Source organism: Herminiimonas fonticola, from assembly GCF_040395855.1.
GTDB classification, from domain to species: domain Bacteria; phylum Pseudomonadota; class Gammaproteobacteria; order Burkholderiales; family Burkholderiaceae_D; genus Oxalicibacterium; species Oxalicibacterium fonticola_A.
The window spans coordinates 1-17,412 of record NZ_JBEBPO010000052.1 but is presented as its reverse complement, the minus strand read 5'-3'; the positions used below and the strand labels follow the sequence as shown (position 1 = coordinate 17,412).

The window sequence follows — 17,412 nt, the reverse complement described above, 5'->3', positions numbered from 1 at the left end:
ATCGTGCAAGGCGGCATGGGCGTAGGCGTTTCCGCGCATCGCCTGGCCGGAAGTGTCGCCAGCCTCGGTGCACTTGGCACGATTTCAAGTGTTGATCTGCGCCGTCATCATCCCGACCTGATGGCGCAAACCGAAAAGTCGCGCAACAAGGACTTGATCAATGAAGTCAATCTGATTGCGCTTGATCGTGAAATCAAGGCTGCCAAGGCAATCGCAGAAGGTCGCGGCATGATCGCCGTCAACGTGATGCGGGCGGTGGCTGAATATGCAGCGTATGTGCGGCAATCCTGTGAAAGCGGTGCCGATGCGATCGTGGTCGGTGCCGGCCTGCCCATGGATTTGCCGGAATTGACCAGTGAATATCCGGATGTGGCCTTGATCCCGATTCTGTCCGATGCGCGCGGCATTGCACTGATATTGAAAAAATGGATGCGCCGCAAGCGTCTGCCGGATGCGATCGTGATCGAGAATCCGCAATATGCGGCCGGCCATCTGGGTGCTGCCGGGCTCGATAGCGTCAACGACCCGCACTTTGCGTTTTCCGTGGTGCTGGAAGGAACGCTGGCCTTGTTCAAGGAGCTGGGTATCGAGAGCGAGAAGATTCCGCTGATTACCGCCGGCGGCATACACAGCCCGGAGCAGGTACGCGAATTGTTTGCATTGGGCGCCAGCGCGGTACAACTCGGTACACCGTTTGCGGTGAGTGAAGAAGGTGACGCGCATATCAATTTCAAGAAGATACTGACCGGCGCGAAGCCGGAAGACATCGTGACCTTCATGAGCTGCGCCGGTTTGCCGGCGCGTGCGGTAAAAACGCAATGGCTCGCCAATTATCTCGACAAGGAAGCCAAGCTGCAGCGCAAGGCGGGGCCTAAGGATTGTACGGTCGGCTTCGATTGCCTGCATCAATGCGGTTTGCGTGACGGCATCGCGAAAGCCGGGCAATTTTGCATCGATACGCAACTCGGCTTTGCATTGGAAGGCGACGTCAAACGTGGCTTGTTCTTTCGCGGCTCAGAACCGCTGCCATTTGGCACGGCGATCCGGCCGGTGCGCGAGTTGATCGATTATCTGTTGAATGGCGTCAGTCCGGTAACGGGCAGGGCACTTGGCGCATAAGATTGTTGAGCCAGCCTGCATCATCGGCGTTGCAGCGTAGCGCCGTCCTGTCCTGCTTGCGTGTGGCCACATCCTGCATGACGTCTTGCCGCATCTGTTATATCCTCGACCACTCTCTCGATTGCGCTGATAGATAAATTCGGTGCACAGATTCAGTATGCAGATTCGGTGCAAGGATAAATCGCATGCAGAAGTGGCAAAAAATAGTATTGTGGGGAGCGAGCGGATTGGCGCTTGTAGTGGCCGTTGCTGCGAGCATCTTGCATATGCAGACCGACAGCGCGCATCTGCAAGCATTCGCACGCGATCAGGCCAGGCAGCAGTTGGCGCGCGAACTGACACTGGACGAGGTTGACCTGAGCCTGTTTCCGTATCCGCAATTGCATGCGAAAAATATCACGCTATCCAATCCGGAATGGGCACAGGATCAGCATTTTCTTGAAGCGTCTTCTGTCACTGCACAGCTTGCCTTGCTGCCGCTGTTGGGTGGCAAGATTGTCTTGAACAGCCTGCATTTTGAAGGCTTGCAAGTCAACCTGGAAGTCGCTGCTGACGGCAAACGCAATTGGACATTTCCGCAGACGGACACCTTTTCGCTGTCCGATACGACGCTGACATCCATGAATGTCTTGCACAGCAATATCCGTTTTCGCGATGGCAGGGAAGTACCTGAGCAATGGCAGGTGCTCAACCTGCATGCGGATGGCGGGCGCGGTTTGCGAGGGGTGACATTCGAACTGAATGTAGTACACGACAATCATTTGCTGCGACTGAACGGCAAGCTGGACGATTTATCGGAACTGGGCAAGCCGGGCGCAGTCAGCGCCGGCAGCATTCACGTCATTTCCGGCCAGGCAAAAGTCACGATTGACGGCAAGCTTCCACTCGATCTCACATTGCAGAACTACGATGTGACGGCTGCGATAGAAGCGGAGTCGATGCAGGACATGTTCGGTTTCTTCGGCATAGAGCGAGCATCTCCAGCGCCTTTCAAAGGAGCGGTGAAACTGCTCGCGGCCAATAAAAAAACCGAGTTTGCTGATCTCAGGCTGCACCTGGGGAAGTTGAATCTATCCGGCGACGGGCAGTGGGATCGCAGCGGCAGCAAGCCGGTCTTTCATGCGCGCCTGCAAGGCGACAGAATAGATATGGTGCAGACTTTTCTTGATATCGGCCAGCCATCACTGCCGTCTAAAAAAACCGGCCAATTGTTCCGCGATCAAGCGCTTGCCTGGCCCTTGCTGGTCGATCTCGACGGCACGCAAGGAACTGCCGAGATCAGGATTGCCGCCTTGAAAATGCGTTCCGGTATCGAAATCGCAGATGCGGCAGCACAGATGCGTTTCAATGGTGATCGCATGAAGGTAGAAGCATTTTCCGGCAAGCTGCTGGGTGGTCATGCAAGCGGCGATGCACTCTTTGAAGGACGTAAAAAAGCCGTGCATCTGAACCTGCAGATGAGCGATATCACACTGGAGCAATGGTTCAGGCAAAGCGGGAAGAACATCGCGATCACAGGCGGAGCGATGAAAGTCGATGCGCGTATCGATGCGACCGGCGCATCGATGAACGACCTTGCTGCCACACTTAGCGGCCCCGTGAATATTCAGGTCGGTGCGGCAAAAATTCTCTCGCCCAAGGCAGGCAATGCCGAGTTCTGGCTGACCGGGCTGTTTTCCGCGCGGGATTCCGAACGTGTCGATCTCTCCTGCATCAGTGCACGTTTGCCTTTCCAGTCCGGCGTGGCGCGCGGCGAGGCAATCGTAGGGGCGCGCAGCGATGCCAGCCAGTTGCTGACGCGCGGTGCGGTAAATTTGCGCGATCAGACGCTGGACTTGCGTGGTCGTGTACGTGCGCGTTCTGGTATCAATCTCGGAATTTCCAATTTTGCCGGCGAAGTGAAAATCGTCGGCAAACTTGTCAAACCGGAACTGGCCATGGATGAAACCGGAGCCGTCGGTGTCATTGCCAGAATAGGCGCGGCGATCCTCAGCAGCGGCATCAGTGTGCTTGCTACATCGATATGGGATGGCGCCAATCCTGAATCCGATCCATGCCAGCTGGTCTTTTCCAGCAAGGCAAAAGCTTCTGCCGGCAAAGCGAAACGCACATCTGGCAACTGAAAAAAGCTATGATGTCGGCAGTTTTAGTTTTGAAATGGAATGCAGATGGCCTTGCTGGAAGATATTGTCAATAAGCAAAAAGATGGTGCGCAGTTCGTCATTTCGGCGCAGATGCTGCATCTCGATCCAGAAGAGTTCGATACGCTGGTCAACATGTGGCTGGAAGATGGCGGATTGGGTTTTGAATTGTCGGGCGTGCCGCATCGCAAATGCATAGACGGTGAATTCTTTATCGACCGGATTACTGTCAGGCGCGTCATCGCACCGAAATAAGTTCAAAGACCCGCTACAATCACGCATCTTTTTTTTCATCAAATTCATTGTGTCCAATCGTTTGCCTGTTCTTCCTCAATACCTGCTGCCCAAAAAGGCCTTGACCATCTTCGCGGGCAAGATCGCGGGTGCGAAAGCAGGGCGCGTGACGACCAGTTTGATCCGCTGGTTTATCGGCAAATACGGCGTCAACATGACGGAAGCGGCGAATCCGGATATCCGCAGCTACGCCAGCTTCAATGAGTTTTTCACCCGCGCATTACGCAGCGGTGCCCGCCCGCTGGCCGACGATCCCTATATCTGCCCGGTCGATGGTGCAATCAGCCAGTGCGGCGCAATACAAAAAGACCAGATCTTCCAGGCCAAAGGACACAGTTATTCCACTGCTGCGCTGGTAGGCGGCGACCGTGAACTGGCGGCGCAGTTCGAGGATGGCAGTTTTGCCACCGTGTACCTGAGTCCACGCGACTATCACCGCATTCACATGCCTTGCGATGGACGCCTGATGCGCATGATTTATGTGCCTGGTGCATTGTTTTCAGTGAATCCGACGACTGCACGCGGCGTGCCGAATCTGTTTGCGCGCAACGAACGCGTGGTGTGCGTATTCGAGGGTGCGGCGGGCCCCTTCGTACTGGTGCTGGTAGGTGCGACCATTGTCGGCAGCATGCAGACGACGTGGCACGGTGTAGTCAATGCAGAGCGCAAGGGAAACATACGCGAATGGCACTATGACAAACAGTATCTCGGCTTGAAGAAGGGTGAAGAGATGGGACGCTTTTTACTCGGCTCTACCGTGGTCATGCTGTTTCCACAGAAAACCTTGTCTTTCAATCCGGCATGGGCGGCAGAGCATCCGGTCCGTCTGGGTGAGAGCATGGCGCAGGCGCTTACCGTTACTGCGCCCCCTGCAGTGCAGGCTGACGCCGGCTAATTTCCCTTGGGCGGGAAAGGGTGGTCTTCATCGACCAGGCCTTTGCGTTTTTCTGCATCCTTGCTGTCTTGCCGATCGAAATTCTGCGCGGGGTTGATTTTGCCGATTTCAAGTTCGGTCTCCAGCTCACCTGCATTTTTTTCGCCGCTGCCTATGTCGGCTTCATCCATGTAATGCCTGATTTCCTTCGTCATGATGCGACTCCTTGAGCTACTGCATGTCGACGATTTGACCTGTTGCGCGATAAAAAATTCGTCGCCGGGCTGATCGCCATTACCTGTTTAAAATCTTTACACGCCAGGCACAGCTTGCATCTGCCTGTTATGCTTTCTGCTTCCCGATGAAGAATAGCGAACAAGAGACGGAACGAATGTCATGAATTTCCTGCTAGAACTGATTGAGCAATACGGTCTGCTTTTCGTCTTCGGTAATGTGTTGCTGGAGCAATTGGGCGCGCCTATACCGGCTTATCCTACGCTTGTGATTACCGGCGCGCTACTGGGAAGAGGCGAATATTCTGCACCGATGTTGCTGTTCGTTGCCGTATTGGCGGCCTTGATTGCCGATTTCGCCTGGTATATGGCCGGGCGGCGTTACGGCGGGCGCGTGATGGCTAGTTTGTGCCGGATTTCGCTGTCGCCGGATTCTTGCGTGCGGCAAACCGAATCCATTTATATGCGTTATGGCCCGGCGTCGCTGCTGGTGGCGAAATTCATTCCCGGTTTTGCTTCAGTTGCCAGCGCGCTGGCCGGTGCAATCGGCACGCGCTCCGTCAAATTCGTTTTCTTCGATACCTTGGGTGCGGCGCTGTGGGCGGGCTCGGCAATTTTTCTCGGTTCACTGTTCAGCTCTGCCGTATCGGATTTACTGGATATTCTGGCCAGCCTGGGTAAATGGGGACTGGTGCTGGTGGCAGTGGCGCTGGCGATTTACATTGCGCGCAAATGGTGGCAACGCCATAGCTTTCTGAAGGATTTGCGCATGGCGCGTATTTCCGTCGACGAACTCGATCAATTGCTGAAGCAGGGCAATCCGCCTACCATTATTGATGTCCGTTCAGACTTTGCCCGGCAAAGCGGGAAAATCCCCGGCGCGATGGTGTTGTCGGATGACGATATCAGCGCACTGGTAATCAATACGGAAACCGATTCGGAAGTCATCGTTTATTGTGCCTGTCCGAATGAAGTATCGGCGGCGCGGATCGCCAAAAAATTGATGCAACGCGGTTACACCCGGGTGCGACCATTGACGGGCGGTATCGACGCGTGGGTGGAAGCCGGATTCTCGGTCGATCGTCATTAGATTTTTCGGGCAGCCTGCTTCTCATCCATATTCTCATCCATATTTTTCATCTCCATACCATCTGAAGATATTTCATGCTGATTCTATTCTTCAAGGCTGCAATCCTGATACCAATTACCTTGGTGCCCATCCTCAATCCATTCGGCAATGCGCCGATATTTGCCAGTCTTGCAGGCAATATCGGCCGCGATGCAGAGAAGCGGCTGGCGAATCAGGTTGCGATCAATTGTTTTGTCATGCTGCTGGGCGCGATGTTCATCGGTTCGCACGTGTTGATGTTCTTCGGCATTTCGCTGCCCATCGTGCGTATCGGCGGCGGCATACTGGTGGCGGCTACCGGTTGGCGCCTGCTGAACGATAACGGCCAGGATGCCATTCGTACGCAAGTGGCAAGCAAGCCGGGCGAAGTCTGGTCCGAGGACGATTTCAAGGTGCGCAGCTTTTATCCGATCAGTTTTCCGCTGACGGTCGGCCCCGGTGCAATCGCAGCGTCGATTACGCTGGGTGCAAGCGCGCCGTCCCGTTTGTCGAATCTGCTTATTTCAATCGGCAGTGCAGCTTTGGGTGCGGCAATGACGGCACTGGTGATTTTTCTCTGTTATCGCTATGCGAACAAGATGGTCAGCCTGCTGGGGCGCCTGGGCACGATGGTCGTGCTGCGGCTGTCGGCTTTCATTCTGCTGTGCATAGGCATAGAAATCTTCTGGCAGGGTATGCTCGGCCTGTTGACCGAGGCAAATATCCTGACAAGTTGATGCCTGCGGCTTTTGCCGGCCGCCAGCGGCGGTTGCGCGCGCTGCTCAATCCAGCGCAATCGCAACCGTCACCAGCGTGACGCCTAGTGCAATACAGGTGCACAGCCATTTTTTCAGTCGTACTCCTTTTTCGACCAGTTGCATGGCTGTCGCGCGTTTGGCTGCGGACAGATCATGGTTTTTCATGAGTGGGTAAGCTCGCCTACTGCCGAGTCCAGCGGGGTGACATCGAGAATCTTGATTTTCTCGACGCGATTGGACGGCAACTCGACTTCGACCGTGCTCGACACTTTTCTTCCTATCAGGGCCAGACCGATAGGCGTCAGGGTCGAAATCCGCGCGAGTTGAGGATTGGCATCGTGTGGGCAGACGATGCTGATGCTGCGCTTTTCATCGCTATTGGCGGGTGAATACGAAACGGTCGAGTAGAGCGAGACGCAATCCTTGCGCGGCGCATTGATCGGCAGGATTACCGAGGTCGAAATGATATCGATCAATTCTTCGCCGGCATTGATTTCAACTTCGCCCAAGCGCAGCAGCTGTTCAGCCAGCTTGCTCAGAATGGAAGCATCATTTTGGGTCAGGTAACGTTGATTTTTCATGGCAATAAAACTCCATAGCCGGCCATGTCAGGCCAGCCAAAAATGGCAATGCGTATCGATGCATATCAATGCAAAAGCATCAATACATCGTCAGGTTTTGGATGTGGGTGGCTCGGGAGTGATGTTGCGGAACGAAGTCTCGTTCCCGTGGACACTCGCCGAGCCTAAGGGAGGCAGGCGAGGTCTCTTACGAAAGTTGTCTGCGAGTAGATTCCGGCAACGGCACGCGTAATGACCGGAATACTCACAATACGTGCGCGCGACTCTTCCTTGTTCGGCGCAGAACGTATGCGTTTCGACAGGAAGGTTGGCGTAGTCATTGCAGGCAGCTTATGCAAGTGGGTGAAAGAGCTTCAGTATAGCCATTTAGATGTTTCCGTCAACCATGCTCAAAATTGCATGTAAAAACGGAAGGGCTTGTTAGTACGGCTATCCTCCACATGGGGGTATTTATCGGTAATTCAAGCTATGGCCGCCCATAGCAGCGAGATGCCTGAGCAAAACAGCAAGCCATCCAGCAAATATTGAAAGGCGCGTTCGCTCAATTTCAGCATGACGATTTTTCCGGCGAAGGTTCCTGCCATCAGCGATGCGCCGACCAGCAGGCCCTTGATGAAAATATCCGGTGGCAGGGCGCCGAACTCGCCGAAGACGATGAGTTTGCCTACATACAGGAATAGCGAACTGGCAGCCTCGGTGGCGATGAATGCTCCTTTCACCAAACCGTAAGCGGTAAAGGCCGGCACGCTGAGCGGGCCGGTAGACAATACAACGCCGGTGAGAAAACCGATCACGCCGCCGGCCAGCGACAGATGCCATAAGCGCAGACGCAAATTGCGTGCGATCAGCCAGTGTCGTACCGGAATCATCAGAATGAAAAACAGGCCGAGAAAACTGTTGATCAGATTGACCGGTAAGGCCAGCAGCGTGCGTGCGCCGATGGCGGCGGCCGGAATGCCGGTAATTGAATAGGCGGCAAATGCACGCCAGTCGATCAGCTTCCACCACGCCATCACGCGCGCAAGGTTCGCCATCACAGCTGCCACGGCCATGATAGGGACAGCCTGCTTGGGGCCGAAGGTGAAGACCAGTATGGGTAGCAGAATGATGGACGAACCGGTGCCGATCACACCGCTGATGACACCGGCAACCAGGCCAACGGCCAGAACGAACAGGTAGGCGATCATGTTTTTAAATGTTGAATGCAGCGGTCGTGGGTGCAGATTGCCGCACAGACCGTTACACTGCTGCTATGAATAGAGAGCACCATGACCATAGTTGATAACAGAAAAGCATTCCACGATTACTTCATCGAAGACCGCTACGAAGCAGGCATTGTATTGCAAGGCTGGGAAGTCAAGGCGATACGCGCCGGCCGCGTGCAGCTCAGGGAAGCCTATGTGATTGCGCGTGACAACGAGATTTATCTGTTCGGCGCGCACGTCAGTGCCTTGAACAGCACCTCGTCCTTCGATCACCCGGAAGCGATACGCACGCGCAAACTTTTGCTGCATGCAGCGCAAATCAAGAAACTCGTCAGCAAGGTCGATCAATCCGGCTTTACGATGGTGCCTGTCAACCTGCATTGGGTAAAGGGGCGAGTGAAATGCGAGATCGCGCTGGCGAAAGGCAAGAAGGATTACGACAAGCGCAATACCGAAAAAGAACGCGACTGGCAGCGCGAACATCAAAAGATCATGAAAATCCATAAGCGCTAGACGTGCGGATGGCTGGCATGGAGCAAGTAAAATTTCAGACGCAAAATTAAGCCCGCAGGAGCTGGGGCATATCAGCGCCGTGACGCTGAATCATTACAACCAGGGCGCGAGCGCGTTCCGTGAAGGCACGCGCACGCATGACGTCAGCCAGAACATCCAGTCGCTGCTGAAATACATAGAGGCGGATGCGCCATTCAGCATTCTGGATCTGGGTTGCGGTCCGGGACGCGATTTGAAAACCCTGATTGCGCTTGGCCATCATCCGGTCGGCCTTGACGGTTCGGCCGAGTTTGTACGCATGGCACAGGAAGATGCCAAATGCGAAGTATGGCAGCAGGATTTCCTGCAACTGGCCTTGCCTGCGCAGCAGTTCGATGGCGTGTTTGCCAATGCATCGCTATTCCATGTGCCGAGCCAGGAGTTGCCGCGCGTGTTGCGCCAGCTGCATGCAAGCCTGAAGGCTGGCGGCGTACTCTTCAGCTCCAATCCGCGCGGCGAAAATCGGGAAGGCTGGAGCGGCGATCGTTACGGTGCTTATTACGAATGGCCCGCCTGGCAGCAATTCATGACGGATGCCGGTTTTGTCGAACTCGAACATTATTACCGGCCGCCAGGATTGCCGCGTGAACAGCAACCCTGGCTGGCTTCGGTGTGGCGCAAGCCCCGATAAGCGAATCCGGAACCCTGATCCTGTTACGCCGGTTTGAGCGGCTTGCGTATCATGAAGATAATCATTGCGGCAAACAGACAGGCAGCGCCAGCGGTATATAGAGCCGGCGTATAAGTCAGCAGCATGGTGCGCGACAAGCCGGCGCCATAGGCTGCGATCGCACTGCCAATCTGATGCGCGGCAAATATCCAGCCGAAGATCATTCCCGCACGTGCCTTGCCGAAGGTCGCGCCGGCGAGTTTCACTGTCGGCGGCACAGTGGCAATCCAGTCTAGGCCGTAAAACATCGCGAAGATCGACAACCCATACAAGGTAAAGTCGGAGTGCGGCAGCCACAGCAGGGACAGGCCGCGCAAGCCGTAATACCAGAACAGCAGCTTGCGATTGTCATAGCGATCGGATAGCCAGCCCGACAGGATGGTGCCGACAAAATCGAATGCGCCCATCATCGCCAGCATGCCGGCAGCAGGAATGGCCGCCATGCCGTAATCGCCGCACAGCGAGATGAAGTGCGTCTGGATCAGGCCGCTGGTACTCAAGCCGCAGATAAAGAAAGTGCCGGCCAGTACCCAGAAGGTGCGATTGCCGGAGACGCTGCGCAATACTTTCAATGGTTCCCACAAGGTCATGTGCGCAGTGCTTGGCGGCACCGGCAGCACCACACTCGGGTCTGCGCCGTAAGCCGTGATGCCTACGTCATGCGGATGATTGCGGATGAATATGAACGCCAGCACGGCAACCAGCGCGCAGCAGCAAAACACCGGGATCACTGCCATGCGCCAGCCATGATGTTCGATCAGCCATGCCGCTACCGGCAGGAAGATCAATTGCCCGGTGGCCGAACTGGCCGTCAGCAATCCTATGATCAGGCCGCGCCGTTTTTCAAACCAGCGATTGGCAACCACGGCGCCCAATACCAGCGCAGTCATGCCGGTGGCGATGCCGAGAATCAGGCCCCACAACAGGAACATGTGCCAGAGCTCGGACATCTGCGTGGACAGCGCAAGGCAGAGTGCCACCAGTGCCAATGCAGTCGTGATCACATTGCGCAAGCCGAAACGTTCCATGAAGATGGCGGCGAAGGGCCCGATCAGGCCGAACAGTACAAAGCGCAGTGCGATCGCGGATGAAATTTCATCGTTGCTCCAGCCGAATTCCCGGCTGAGTGGTTGCAGCAACACGCCGGGTAATCCCAACGCAGCGGATGAGGTGAGCATCGTCAGGAAAGTAATCGCCACGACGACCCATGAAAAATGTATACCTTTGCGATCCAGCCAGTTTGACAGCGTTTGTGCGTACATAAGAATCCTGTGATGGAGCTGTAAAAAAGACCGGTGTCAGACAGCGGAATGTGTCGTCAGATGCAGACGTGCGGCTGCCAGAATTTCATCCGCAAGCGGATCGCCGCGCGTGGCGCGTGCCAGCATCATGGCGCCGACCATGGTGCTCCACTGCGCCAGCGCAGTTTGCCTGCGCATCGCGGCATCGTCGGACGGACACAGCGATGCGAGGATTTCCAGTAGCTCCCTGGTGCCGGCCAGATAGGCGGCATGCACCGGCTTGTCGAGCGGCTCACGCGCCACATCGACAGCAAGTGAAGGGCCGGGGCAGGTGTTGCCTATATCCGTAATGTTTTTGTGTGCCAGATAGTTATCGACGATAGTCTGCAGTGCGCTGCGCTCATCTTTTGCATCCGACACTCTTTTTTCCCAGCGCTCGGAAGCATGGCTGAAAGCCTGCGCGCAGGCGGCTGCGGCCAGTTCATCCTTGGAGGAAAAATGGCCGTAAAAACCTCCGTGCGTCAGTCCGGCTGCCGCCATCAAATCCGCGACACTGACGCCATTGAAACCCTTTTCACGAAATAGTTTGGCGGAGACATTTTCGATGGCAGCACGATTGAGATCGGCTTGTTCTCTGGAAACGCGCGGCATGGCTTATCCTTTTAAAATCAGCTTGCCGGAATAATAGATGACATTCATCATAAATACAATAGATGTTGATCATCATTTATAAAAATCGAGACTGATTTTGCCTTGCCGGCAGAGCTTGTGTGCAAAGACCTTAATATTTTCCTGATAAAAGTGCGCCCGCATTCGGCGCTACTGCTTTCAGACCAAGTCTTTCCAGCATCTGGTAGGCAGTACATGCAGCGGCAGACAATACAGGTAAGCCCAGCCGATCCTGCACAGGCTGGAGGGATGCAAGGGAAGGCATTTGAACGCATGCGGACAGGACTACGGCATCGCAGTTTGCGACATTCAGTCGCTTTGATATCTCGATCAGCGCATTCGGATCGCGTGCGCCGACCTGGAGGTTGTCGGCGATTTCAAGCGAAATGCAATCGAGCACTTCAATCCCTTCATGCTGGATGTAATCCACCACCAGTTCGGTAAGAGGTTTCATGTAAGGAGTGATGATCGCAATTTTTTTTGCCCCGATTTTTCCCAGCCCATGTACCAGTGCGCCCGCGCTGGTGACGACTGGAGCAGGGCCGTTATTCTCGACTGTGCGTTGATGCAGGCGCGCTTCGGAAACGCGATGGTAGCCGCGCCCCATGCTCATGATCGCAACCAGGCATGCATAACCGAGGACGTCGACGCGGGCATCCGACAATTCCAGCGCGCAGCGGTCGGAATCGGCATCCATGGCGGCAAGTTCTTCCTTGGTGACGCGCTTCATGCGCATGCGGCTGGAATGGAAGGTAAAGCGTTCCGGCTCCATGGATTCTCGTGCACGCAGGATCGCAGGGATTTCAGTTTCCATTGTGGTATTGCTGCTGGGGACTATCTGTCCGATGCGGAAGGTTTTCATCAAATATCCTTTTCAATGCGGTACTCGCACATCGAGCACCAGCTTGGGAAAATTGAACTCTAACGATGATTGCAGAGTGCGTCATTTCGTCATGTGCGAGGCCCAGCCTTCGCAAAGGACGAAGGCTGGGATAAGATGAAGGGCGATGAATGACGCCGTAGCAGAAATTTTCTCAGCTGTTTCTAACAGGGGAAGGGAACTCCTTGAACGTTGCCCGTTTTGATTTGATCACTCTCAGCCTGTTTGTAGACGTTGCGCGAACCGGCAGCATTACGCGCGGTGCACAGCAGGCCAATCTTGCATTGGCGGCAGCCAGCAAACGCATTTCGGATCTGGAAGCGCATCTTGGTACTGCTTTACTGTATCGGCATGCGAGCGGGGTTACGTTGACGGATGCAGGCAATGCATGTTTTCAGCATGCGCTCGGGATTATTCAGGACGTGGACAGGATGTCCGGCGTGATGTCGGATTACGCCTCCGGCATGCGTGGCCAGGTGCGTATCTGGGCCAACACCTCCGCAATTACCCAATTTCTTCCTGATGATTTGCACGCATTCATGCACGCGCATGCAGGAATCCGGATTGATATTGAAGAACGCAATAGCGGCGATGTCGTGGCAGGTGTGCGCGAGAACCGTACGGATATAGGAATTTTTGCCGATCCGACACCTGCCGAAGGCATCGCTGTGTTTAGCTATCGCAAACAAAAGCTGGGGCTGGTCGTGCCGAAAAATCATGTCCTGGCTGCGCACAAACGGGTGTCATTATCGGATGTGCTTGATTATGATTTTGTCAGCCTGGCAGAAGCGACTTCGCTGACAGAGAGATTGCACGCTGCGAGCAGCCGCTTGCAAAAGCAGCTCAAGCTGCGGGGGCAAGTACGCAGCTTCGACGCGGTGTGCAGGATGGTGAAGGCAGGAATCGGTGTAGGCGTGGTGCCATTTCTGACACAAGTGGAAGCACGATCCCTGGGCCTGCATTTTTTGCGGGTAGATGATGCATGGGCCGAGCGAACGCTGCTTCTTGCCGTGCGAGATGTACGTGCGTTACCGGTGCCGGTTCGCCTCCTTGCTTCCAGCCTGAGCGCTGCTGCCGCCAAGGTGCTGGTCGTATCCGCTTGAAACAAGCGCTGTAATCACACTGTTTTTCCTGAGGGCTTGGACAAGGAAGCAATCAGATCGGTAAAGCGCTGGCCCTGGATCATGATGTGCTGGCGCAGCAATTCAGCTGCGAGCTCGCCTTTGCCTTCGATGATGGCATCGACTACCGCACCATGTTCATCGAATGATGCTGTCACGCGGTTGCGCACACGCAGTTGCAGACGGCGATATGGGCGCAGGCGGCGCTGCAGCACACGTGCCTGCTCTTCCAGGAAGGCATTCTGGCTGCCTATATAGATCTGCTGGTGGAATTCTTCGTTCTTGTAAAAGTAAACATCGGAATCTGCGTTATCGCGTGCTTCCTTGCAGGCCAGGTGTGTAGCCTTCAATGTTGCGTGTTCTGCCGGACTCATGCGCCGCGCCGCCAGGCGTGCACACATGGCTTCCAGCTCTGCCATGACCTCGAACATCTCTATCAGCTGCTGCGGGCCGATCTCCGCCACGATGGCGCCGCGTCTGGGACGTATCACGATTATCCCCATGGACGCCAGCTGGATCAGTGCTTCCCTGATCGGCGTACGCGATACGCCAAACTCTTTTGCCAGTTCGGTTTCATCGAGATGATGTCCGGGAGGGAGCTTGCCAACTGCAATCATTTCTTCGATTGCTTCGCGTAATACTTCAGAGTGTTTTTTCATTTTTGCGCAACATGGTTATGTTTCTTTAAGAAAAAATATCAAAAAAACATTATATAAAGTATTTACTTCTTGACTGTGTATTCTTTAAATGTATTCTTGTATACACAAAAAGAAAAGCCACCGTTGGTATTAATTTGCCGATCGCATAACGATTACGCATGCAAGATCAGTGGGAGGTGAGGTTAATCGTCAGTCTGCACGCGTGGATGGATGTGTATCTTGAACGTTCGCTACTGATGCCTTGGAGCAGTTGAATTCTTAAAAAAGAAGTTCATACAGGAGACAAAAATGATCAGTAACAAGTTTCTGAAGTCCACACTATCCACTGTGCTCATAGGCGCATTTGCCTTTGGATTCTCGGCCTCATCAATGGCCGCAACCAAGGTGATCAAAATTTCCCATCAATTCCCGGGTGGCGATGGCGCCGATGTCGATTTCCGTCATCGTCTGGCCGTCAAGTTTGCACAGGACGTTGAAAAACGCACCAACGGCGAATTGAAATTCGAAATTTATCCATCTGCTTCTTTGGTCAAGCCGAACAGCCAGTTTTCCGCAATGCAGACCGGCGCACTGGACATGACAGTGCTGCCATTGGCCTATGAAGGCGGCAAGGTTCCCGAAACCAATCTCGGCCTGATGCCTGCGCTCGTGACCAGTTACGAGCAAGGTTTGCGCTGGAAGACAGCGCCTATCGGCAAAGCCTTGAACGACGTGGTGGAAGGCAAGGGTGTCAAGATCATTACCTGGGTATGGCAAGCCGGTGGCGTTGCATCCAAGACCAAATCCATCGTGCAGCCTGCTGATGCCAAGGACGTGAAAATCCGTGGCGGCAGCAAGGAAATGGACATGATGCTGAAGGCCGCAGGCGGTTCGATCACGAACGTTCCATCGTCGGAAATCTATAACGCCATGCAAACCGGCGTGCTGGACGCGGCCGTGACATCAAGCACATCCCTGTTGAGTTTCCGTCTGTATGAAGTGGCGAAACATGTGACGACTGCACGGAAAAATACGTTCTGGTTCATGTTCGAGCCATTGCTGATGGCGAAAAGCACTTATGACAGCCTGACACCGGCACAGCAAAAAATCGTGATGGAAGTCGGCGCCGGTCTGGAAAAATTCGCGATGGAAGAATCGAAGAAGGATGACGTTCGTCTGGGCGAGGTGTATGGCAAAAATGGCGCCACCGCATCGGATATGGATGATGCTGCCTTTGCAAAATGGCGCGAACTGGCCAAGCAGACTGCATGGAAAAACTTTGCTGACAATGTGAAGAACGGGCAGCAATTGCTCGACATGGCGCAGGCCGTCAAGTAAACCCCGTCGAAGTAAAAATGCCTGCAATTTCACTTGCAGGCATTTTTTCAGGAATTTCATATGACTAATTTGATTCGATTGCTGGGCAACAGTTTGCGTGCCTTTAATCGCTGGATGGCGATTCTCTCTGCTTTATTAATCGTGGTGGCGACGCTGGCGCTGGTCTACGAAGTCATTACGCGCTATTACCTGCGCGTTGCCAATGACTGGATGATCGAGTTTTGTGTTTACCTTTTGATTGCCGCGACTTTTCTGGCCGCTGCCTATACCCAGGCCGAGCGCGGCCATGTCGGCATTGAAGTGCTGGATGAAGTGATGTCGCCCAAATGGAATAGGTATCGTCTGCTGGCAGGCGATGTTCTGTCGCTCGTCGTGGTGTTTTTTATTGCACGAAACGCGTGGCATTTCAGCTGGAATGCCTACGAGCAGGGGTGGAGCACCAGTTCCACCTGGGCTCCGCCATTGTGGATTCCCTATTTTTTCATGGCCTTCGGCTTGAGCACGATGGCTTTGCAGATGGTGGCGCAGATCATCGAAACGCTTGCCGTTCGTGTCCCGCATAAAAAACATCAAGAACAAAACCTGATGGGAGCCTGAGATGGGTACGCTAGAACTTGGTTTGCTTTATCTGGGCGTCACCCTGATTTTGCTGTTTTCAGGAATGCCGATCGCATTTGCACTGGGCGCGAGTGCACTCGGCTTCATGTACTTTTTCATGCCGCCGATGAATCTGGAGATGCTGGCTGAAACCCTGTACGGTGAATTGGACAACTTCACCCTGTTGACGATTCCGCTATTCATCATCATGGGAGCGGCGATAGGGAAGACGCGTGCCGCTGTCGATCTGTATGAATCGGCTTATCGCTGGATGCACAAAATGCCGGGTTCGCTGGGTGTCGCGAATGTCATCGGCTGCACGGTATTTGCCGCATTGTGCGGATCAAGTCCTGCGACGTGTGCAGCGATCGGCGGCATGGGCATACCCGAAATGCGCAAGCGCGGTTATTCGGATGCACTGGCAACCGGCTTGATTGCCGCCGGCGGCACACTGGGCATTCTGATTCCACCGTCGATCACGCTGATCATCTACGGCTTGATTACCGAGCAATCGATCGGCAAGCTGTTTTTGGCTGGCATCATTCCCGGCTTGTTGCTGGCATTTTGCTTTGCTGCGTATGTCGTGTATCGCGCATCCAAGGATATCCGCTTGGCCAATGAGGCACTGGCATCCGGCAAGGGCGAGGCTGCTATTGCTCCTGTTGCGGAACACTACAGCTGGCGCGAACGCTTTGAAGTGCTGCCACGCCTGCTGCCATTCGTGATCCTGATTGCCATCATCATGTACGCGATGTACGGCGGGATCGGTACGCCATCAGAGATTGCCGGCATCGGAGCCTTCGGTGCGATGGTGCTGGTAGCGCTGGTTTACAAGTGCTATCGCTGGATGGACGTGCGCGCAATTTTCCTGGGAACGGCAAAAGAATCCTGCATGATCATGATGATCATTGCGATGGCATTTTTGTTTACCTACGTGATGAGCTATCTGCGCATTACCCAGAGCGCGGCGGAATGGCTGTCAGCGCTGGAAATGTCGAAGTGGGCTTATCTGTTCTGGGTCAATGTGCTGTTGCTGGTCCTGGGTTGCTTCCTGCCGCCGGTGGCGATCATCCTGATGGTAACGCCGGTTATTTTGCCCGGCATTATTGCCAATGGTTTTGATCCTATCTGGTTCGGCATCGTGCTGACAGTCAATATGGAACTCGGACTGATCACGCCGCCAGTCGGGCTGAACCTGTTTGTCATCAAGGGCATATCGCCCGATATCAAGAACCGCGAAATACTCAGGGGCGTTGTTCCCTTCATCTGGATCATGATTGCATTCATCGCTTTGCTGGCTGTATTCCCGGGGATTGTCACTTATCTGCCTAATAAAATTGGAATGTAATGAAACAGTGGAATTTGCTTTCCGAAAATCGGCGTAAAAGAATTG

At 54.4% G+C, this 17,412-nt stretch carries 21 protein-coding genes; 12 read left to right on the top strand and 9 right to left on the bottom strand.

All coding sequences use genetic code 11. From position 1 onward, the window contains the following. The 4 genes from ABWP27_RS08230 to asd form a co-directional block, all read left to right on the top strand. The coding region (locus tag ABWP27_RS08230; RefSeq protein ID WP_353155561.1) for an NAD(P)H-dependent flavin oxidoreductase at positions 1 to 1,119 on the top strand (1,119 nt) is incomplete at its 5' end. Positions 1,120 to 1,304: 185 nt separating this feature from the next. Beyond that, complete coding sequence (locus ABWP27_RS08225) at positions 1,305 to 3,242, top strand: AsmA family protein (RefSeq protein WP_353155559.1); 1,938 nt, start codon at positions 1,305 to 1,307, stop codon at positions 3,240 to 3,242. A gap of 45 nt (positions 3,243 to 3,287) precedes the next feature. Then, on the top strand, positions 3,288 to 3,515 hold the full coding sequence (locus ABWP27_RS08220; RefSeq protein ID WP_353155558.1) for a hypothetical protein: 228 nt from the start codon (positions 3,288 to 3,290) through the stop codon (positions 3,513 to 3,515). A gap of 49 nt (positions 3,516 to 3,564) precedes the next feature. Next, positions 3,565 to 4,449 (top strand): archaetidylserine decarboxylase, encoded by an 885-nt coding sequence (gene asd, locus ABWP27_RS08215; RefSeq protein WP_353155556.1) that lies wholly within the window; start codon positions 3,565 to 3,567, stop codon positions 4,447 to 4,449. Here asd and ABWP27_RS08210 read toward each other — a convergent pair. Beyond that, entirely contained in the window at positions 4,446 to 4,643 is a 198-nt protein-coding gene (locus ABWP27_RS08210) for a hypothetical protein (protein ID WP_353155555.1), read from the bottom strand. The genes asd and ABWP27_RS08210 overlap by 4 nt on opposite strands. A 181-nt stretch (positions 4,644 to 4,824) precedes the next feature. On the opposite strand from ABWP27_RS08210, the gene ABWP27_RS08205 reads away from it, so the two are divergent. Beyond that, the gene (locus tag ABWP27_RS08205; protein ID WP_353155553.1) at positions 4,825 to 5,751 is read left to right on the top strand and encodes a DedA family protein/thiosulfate sulfurtransferase GlpE; all 927 of its coding nucleotides are present in this window, start codon (positions 4,825 to 4,827) and stop codon (positions 5,749 to 5,751) included. Between the two features lie 74 nt (positions 5,752 to 5,825). Further along, positions 5,826 to 6,506 (top strand): MarC family protein, encoded by a 681-nt coding sequence (locus ABWP27_RS08200; RefSeq protein WP_353155551.1) that lies wholly within the window; start codon positions 5,826 to 5,828, stop codon positions 6,504 to 6,506. Between the two features lie 45 nt (positions 6,507 to 6,551). On the opposite strand, the gene ABWP27_RS08195 is transcribed toward ABWP27_RS08200, so the two are convergent. The 4 genes from ABWP27_RS08195 to ABWP27_RS08180 form a co-directional block, all read right to left on the bottom strand. Then, complete coding sequence (locus tag ABWP27_RS08195; RefSeq protein ID WP_353155550.1) at positions 6,552 to 6,692, bottom strand: hypothetical protein; 141 nt, start codon at positions 6,690 to 6,692, stop codon at positions 6,552 to 6,554. Then, entirely contained in the window at positions 6,689 to 7,108 is a 420-nt protein-coding gene (locus ABWP27_RS08190; protein ID WP_353155548.1) for a GreA/GreB family elongation factor, read from the bottom strand. Before ABWP27_RS08190 ends, ABWP27_RS08195 begins: the two co-directional genes overlap by 4 nt. Before the next feature lie 164 nt (positions 7,109 to 7,272). Then, on the bottom strand, positions 7,273 to 7,428 hold the full coding sequence (locus ABWP27_RS08185) for a hypothetical protein (protein ID WP_011870963.1): 156 nt from the start codon (positions 7,426 to 7,428) through the stop codon (positions 7,273 to 7,275). A gap of 141 nt (positions 7,429 to 7,569) precedes the next feature. Beyond that, on the bottom strand, positions 7,570 to 8,295 hold the full coding sequence (locus ABWP27_RS08180; protein ID WP_353155546.1) for a sulfite exporter TauE/SafE family protein: 726 nt from the start codon (positions 8,293 to 8,295) through the stop codon (positions 7,570 to 7,572). Between the two features lie 81 nt (positions 8,296 to 8,376). Between ABWP27_RS08180 and smpB the strand changes: the two genes are divergently transcribed. Then, positions 8,377 to 8,826, top strand: coding sequence for an SsrA-binding protein SmpB (gene smpB, locus ABWP27_RS08175; RefSeq protein WP_353155544.1), 450 nt, complete (start codon positions 8,377 to 8,379; stop codon positions 8,824 to 8,826). 79 nt (positions 8,827 to 8,905) lie between these two features. Further along, positions 8,906 to 9,496 carry a class I SAM-dependent methyltransferase gene (locus ABWP27_RS08170; RefSeq protein ID WP_353155542.1) on the top strand — a complete coding sequence of 197 codons (591 nt, stop codon included), beginning with the start codon at positions 8,906 to 8,908 and terminating at the stop codon, positions 9,494 to 9,496. Positions 9,497 to 9,519: 23 nt separating this feature from the next. Here ABWP27_RS08170 and ABWP27_RS08165 read toward each other — a convergent pair whose 3' ends face one another. From ABWP27_RS08165 to ABWP27_RS08155, 3 genes are all read right to left on the bottom strand, one after another. After that, positions 9,520 to 10,797 carry an MFS transporter gene (locus tag ABWP27_RS08165; RefSeq protein ID WP_353155540.1) on the bottom strand — a complete coding sequence of 426 codons (1,278 nt, stop codon included), beginning with the start codon at positions 10,795 to 10,797 and terminating at the stop codon, positions 9,520 to 9,522. A 36-nt stretch (positions 10,798 to 10,833) separates the two neighbouring features. Then, a complete protein-coding gene (locus ABWP27_RS08160; RefSeq protein WP_353155539.1) occupies positions 10,834 to 11,427 on the bottom strand; it encodes a TetR/AcrR family transcriptional regulator in 594 nt (197 codons plus the stop codon). Positions 11,428 to 11,557: 130 nt separating this feature from the next. Continuing rightward, positions 11,558 to 12,307, bottom strand: a complete 750-nt coding sequence (locus tag ABWP27_RS08155) for a maleate cis-trans isomerase family protein (protein WP_353155537.1) — start codon at positions 12,305 to 12,307, stop codon at positions 11,558 to 11,560. 203 nt (positions 12,308 to 12,510) lie between these two features. On the opposite strand from ABWP27_RS08155, the gene ABWP27_RS08150 reads away from it, so the two are divergent. Next, complete coding sequence (locus ABWP27_RS08150) at positions 12,511 to 13,428, top strand: LysR substrate-binding domain-containing protein (protein WP_353155535.1); 918 nt, start codon at positions 12,511 to 12,513, stop codon at positions 13,426 to 13,428. Between the two features lie 14 nt (positions 13,429 to 13,442). On the opposite strand, the gene ABWP27_RS08145 is transcribed toward ABWP27_RS08150, so the two are convergent. Continuing rightward, complete coding sequence (locus tag ABWP27_RS08145) at positions 13,443 to 14,105, bottom strand: GntR family transcriptional regulator (protein ID WP_353155533.1); 663 nt, start codon at positions 14,103 to 14,105, stop codon at positions 13,443 to 13,445. A 288-nt stretch (positions 14,106 to 14,393) separates the two neighbouring features. Between ABWP27_RS08145 and dctP the strand changes: the two genes are divergently transcribed. From dctP to ABWP27_RS08130, 3 genes are read left to right on the top strand one after another with little or no spacing between them, the layout of a single operon-like run. Beyond that, on the top strand, positions 14,394 to 15,422 hold the full coding sequence (gene dctP, locus ABWP27_RS08140) for a TRAP transporter substrate-binding protein DctP (RefSeq protein ID WP_353155531.1): 1,029 nt from the start codon (positions 14,394 to 14,396) through the stop codon (positions 15,420 to 15,422). Positions 15,423 to 15,482: 60 nt separating this feature from the next. Next, positions 15,483 to 16,019: a TRAP transporter small permease subunit gene (locus ABWP27_RS08135; protein ID WP_353155529.1), complete on the top strand. Its 537-nt coding sequence runs from the start codon at positions 15,483 to 15,485 to the stop codon at positions 16,017 to 16,019. Between the two features lies 1 nt (position 16,020). Beyond that, positions 16,021 to 17,367: a TRAP transporter large permease gene (locus ABWP27_RS08130; RefSeq protein ID WP_353155527.1), complete on the top strand. Its 1,347-nt coding sequence runs from the start codon at positions 16,021 to 16,023 to the stop codon at positions 17,365 to 17,367. Positions 17,368 to 17,412: the final 45 nt, after the last annotated feature.

Coding starts and splice junctions, on each gene's coding strand:
- smpB (WP_353155544.1), top strand. CDS start 8,377: ATGACCATAGTTGATAACAGAAAAGCATTCCACGATTACTTCATCGAA.
- ABWP27_RS08205 (WP_353155553.1), top strand. CDS start 4,825: ATGAATTTCCTGCTAGAACTGATTGAGCAATACGGTCTGCTTTTCGTC.
- ABWP27_RS08225 (WP_353155559.1), top strand. CDS start 1,305: ATGCAGAAGTGGCAAAAAATAGTATTGTGGGGAGCGAGCGGATTGGCG.
- ABWP27_RS08185 (WP_011870963.1), bottom strand. CDS start 7,428: ATGACTACGCCAACCTTCCTGTCGAAACGCATACGTTCTGCGCCGAAC.
- ABWP27_RS08165 (WP_353155540.1), bottom strand. CDS start 10,797: ATGTACGCACAAACGCTGTCAAACTGGCTGGATCGCAAAGGTATACAT.
- ABWP27_RS08135 (WP_353155529.1), top strand. CDS start 15,483: ATGACTAATTTGATTCGATTGCTGGGCAACAGTTTGCGTGCCTTTAAT.
- ABWP27_RS08195 (WP_353155550.1), bottom strand. CDS start 6,692: ATGAAAAACCATGATCTGTCCGCAGCCAAACGCGCGACAGCCATGCAA.
- ABWP27_RS08145 (WP_353155533.1), bottom strand. CDS start 14,105: ATGAAAAAACACTCTGAAGTATTACGCGAAGCAATCGAAGAAATGATT.
- ABWP27_RS08200 (WP_353155551.1), top strand. CDS start 5,826: ATGCTGATTCTATTCTTCAAGGCTGCAATCCTGATACCAATTACCTTG.
- ABWP27_RS08210 (WP_353155555.1), bottom strand. CDS start 4,643: ATGACGAAGGAAATCAGGCATTACATGGATGAAGCCGACATAGGCAGC.
- ABWP27_RS08155 (WP_353155537.1), bottom strand. CDS start 12,307: ATGAAAACCTTCCGCATCGGACAGATAGTCCCCAGCAGCAATACCACA.
- ABWP27_RS08190 (WP_353155548.1), bottom strand. CDS start 7,108: ATGAAAAATCAACGTTACCTGACCCAAAATGATGCTTCCATTCTGAGC.
- dctP (WP_353155531.1), top strand. CDS start 14,394: ATGATCAGTAACAAGTTTCTGAAGTCCACACTATCCACTGTGCTCATA.
- ABWP27_RS08160 (WP_353155539.1), bottom strand. CDS start 11,427: ATGCCGCGCGTTTCCAGAGAACAAGCCGATCTCAATCGTGCTGCCATC.
- ABWP27_RS08130 (WP_353155527.1), top strand. CDS start 16,021: ATGGGTACGCTAGAACTTGGTTTGCTTTATCTGGGCGTCACCCTGATT.
- ABWP27_RS08180 (WP_353155546.1), bottom strand. CDS start 8,295: ATGATCGCCTACCTGTTCGTTCTGGCCGTTGGCCTGGTTGCCGGTGTC.
- ABWP27_RS08220 (WP_353155558.1), top strand. CDS start 3,288: ATGGCCTTGCTGGAAGATATTGTCAATAAGCAAAAAGATGGTGCGCAG.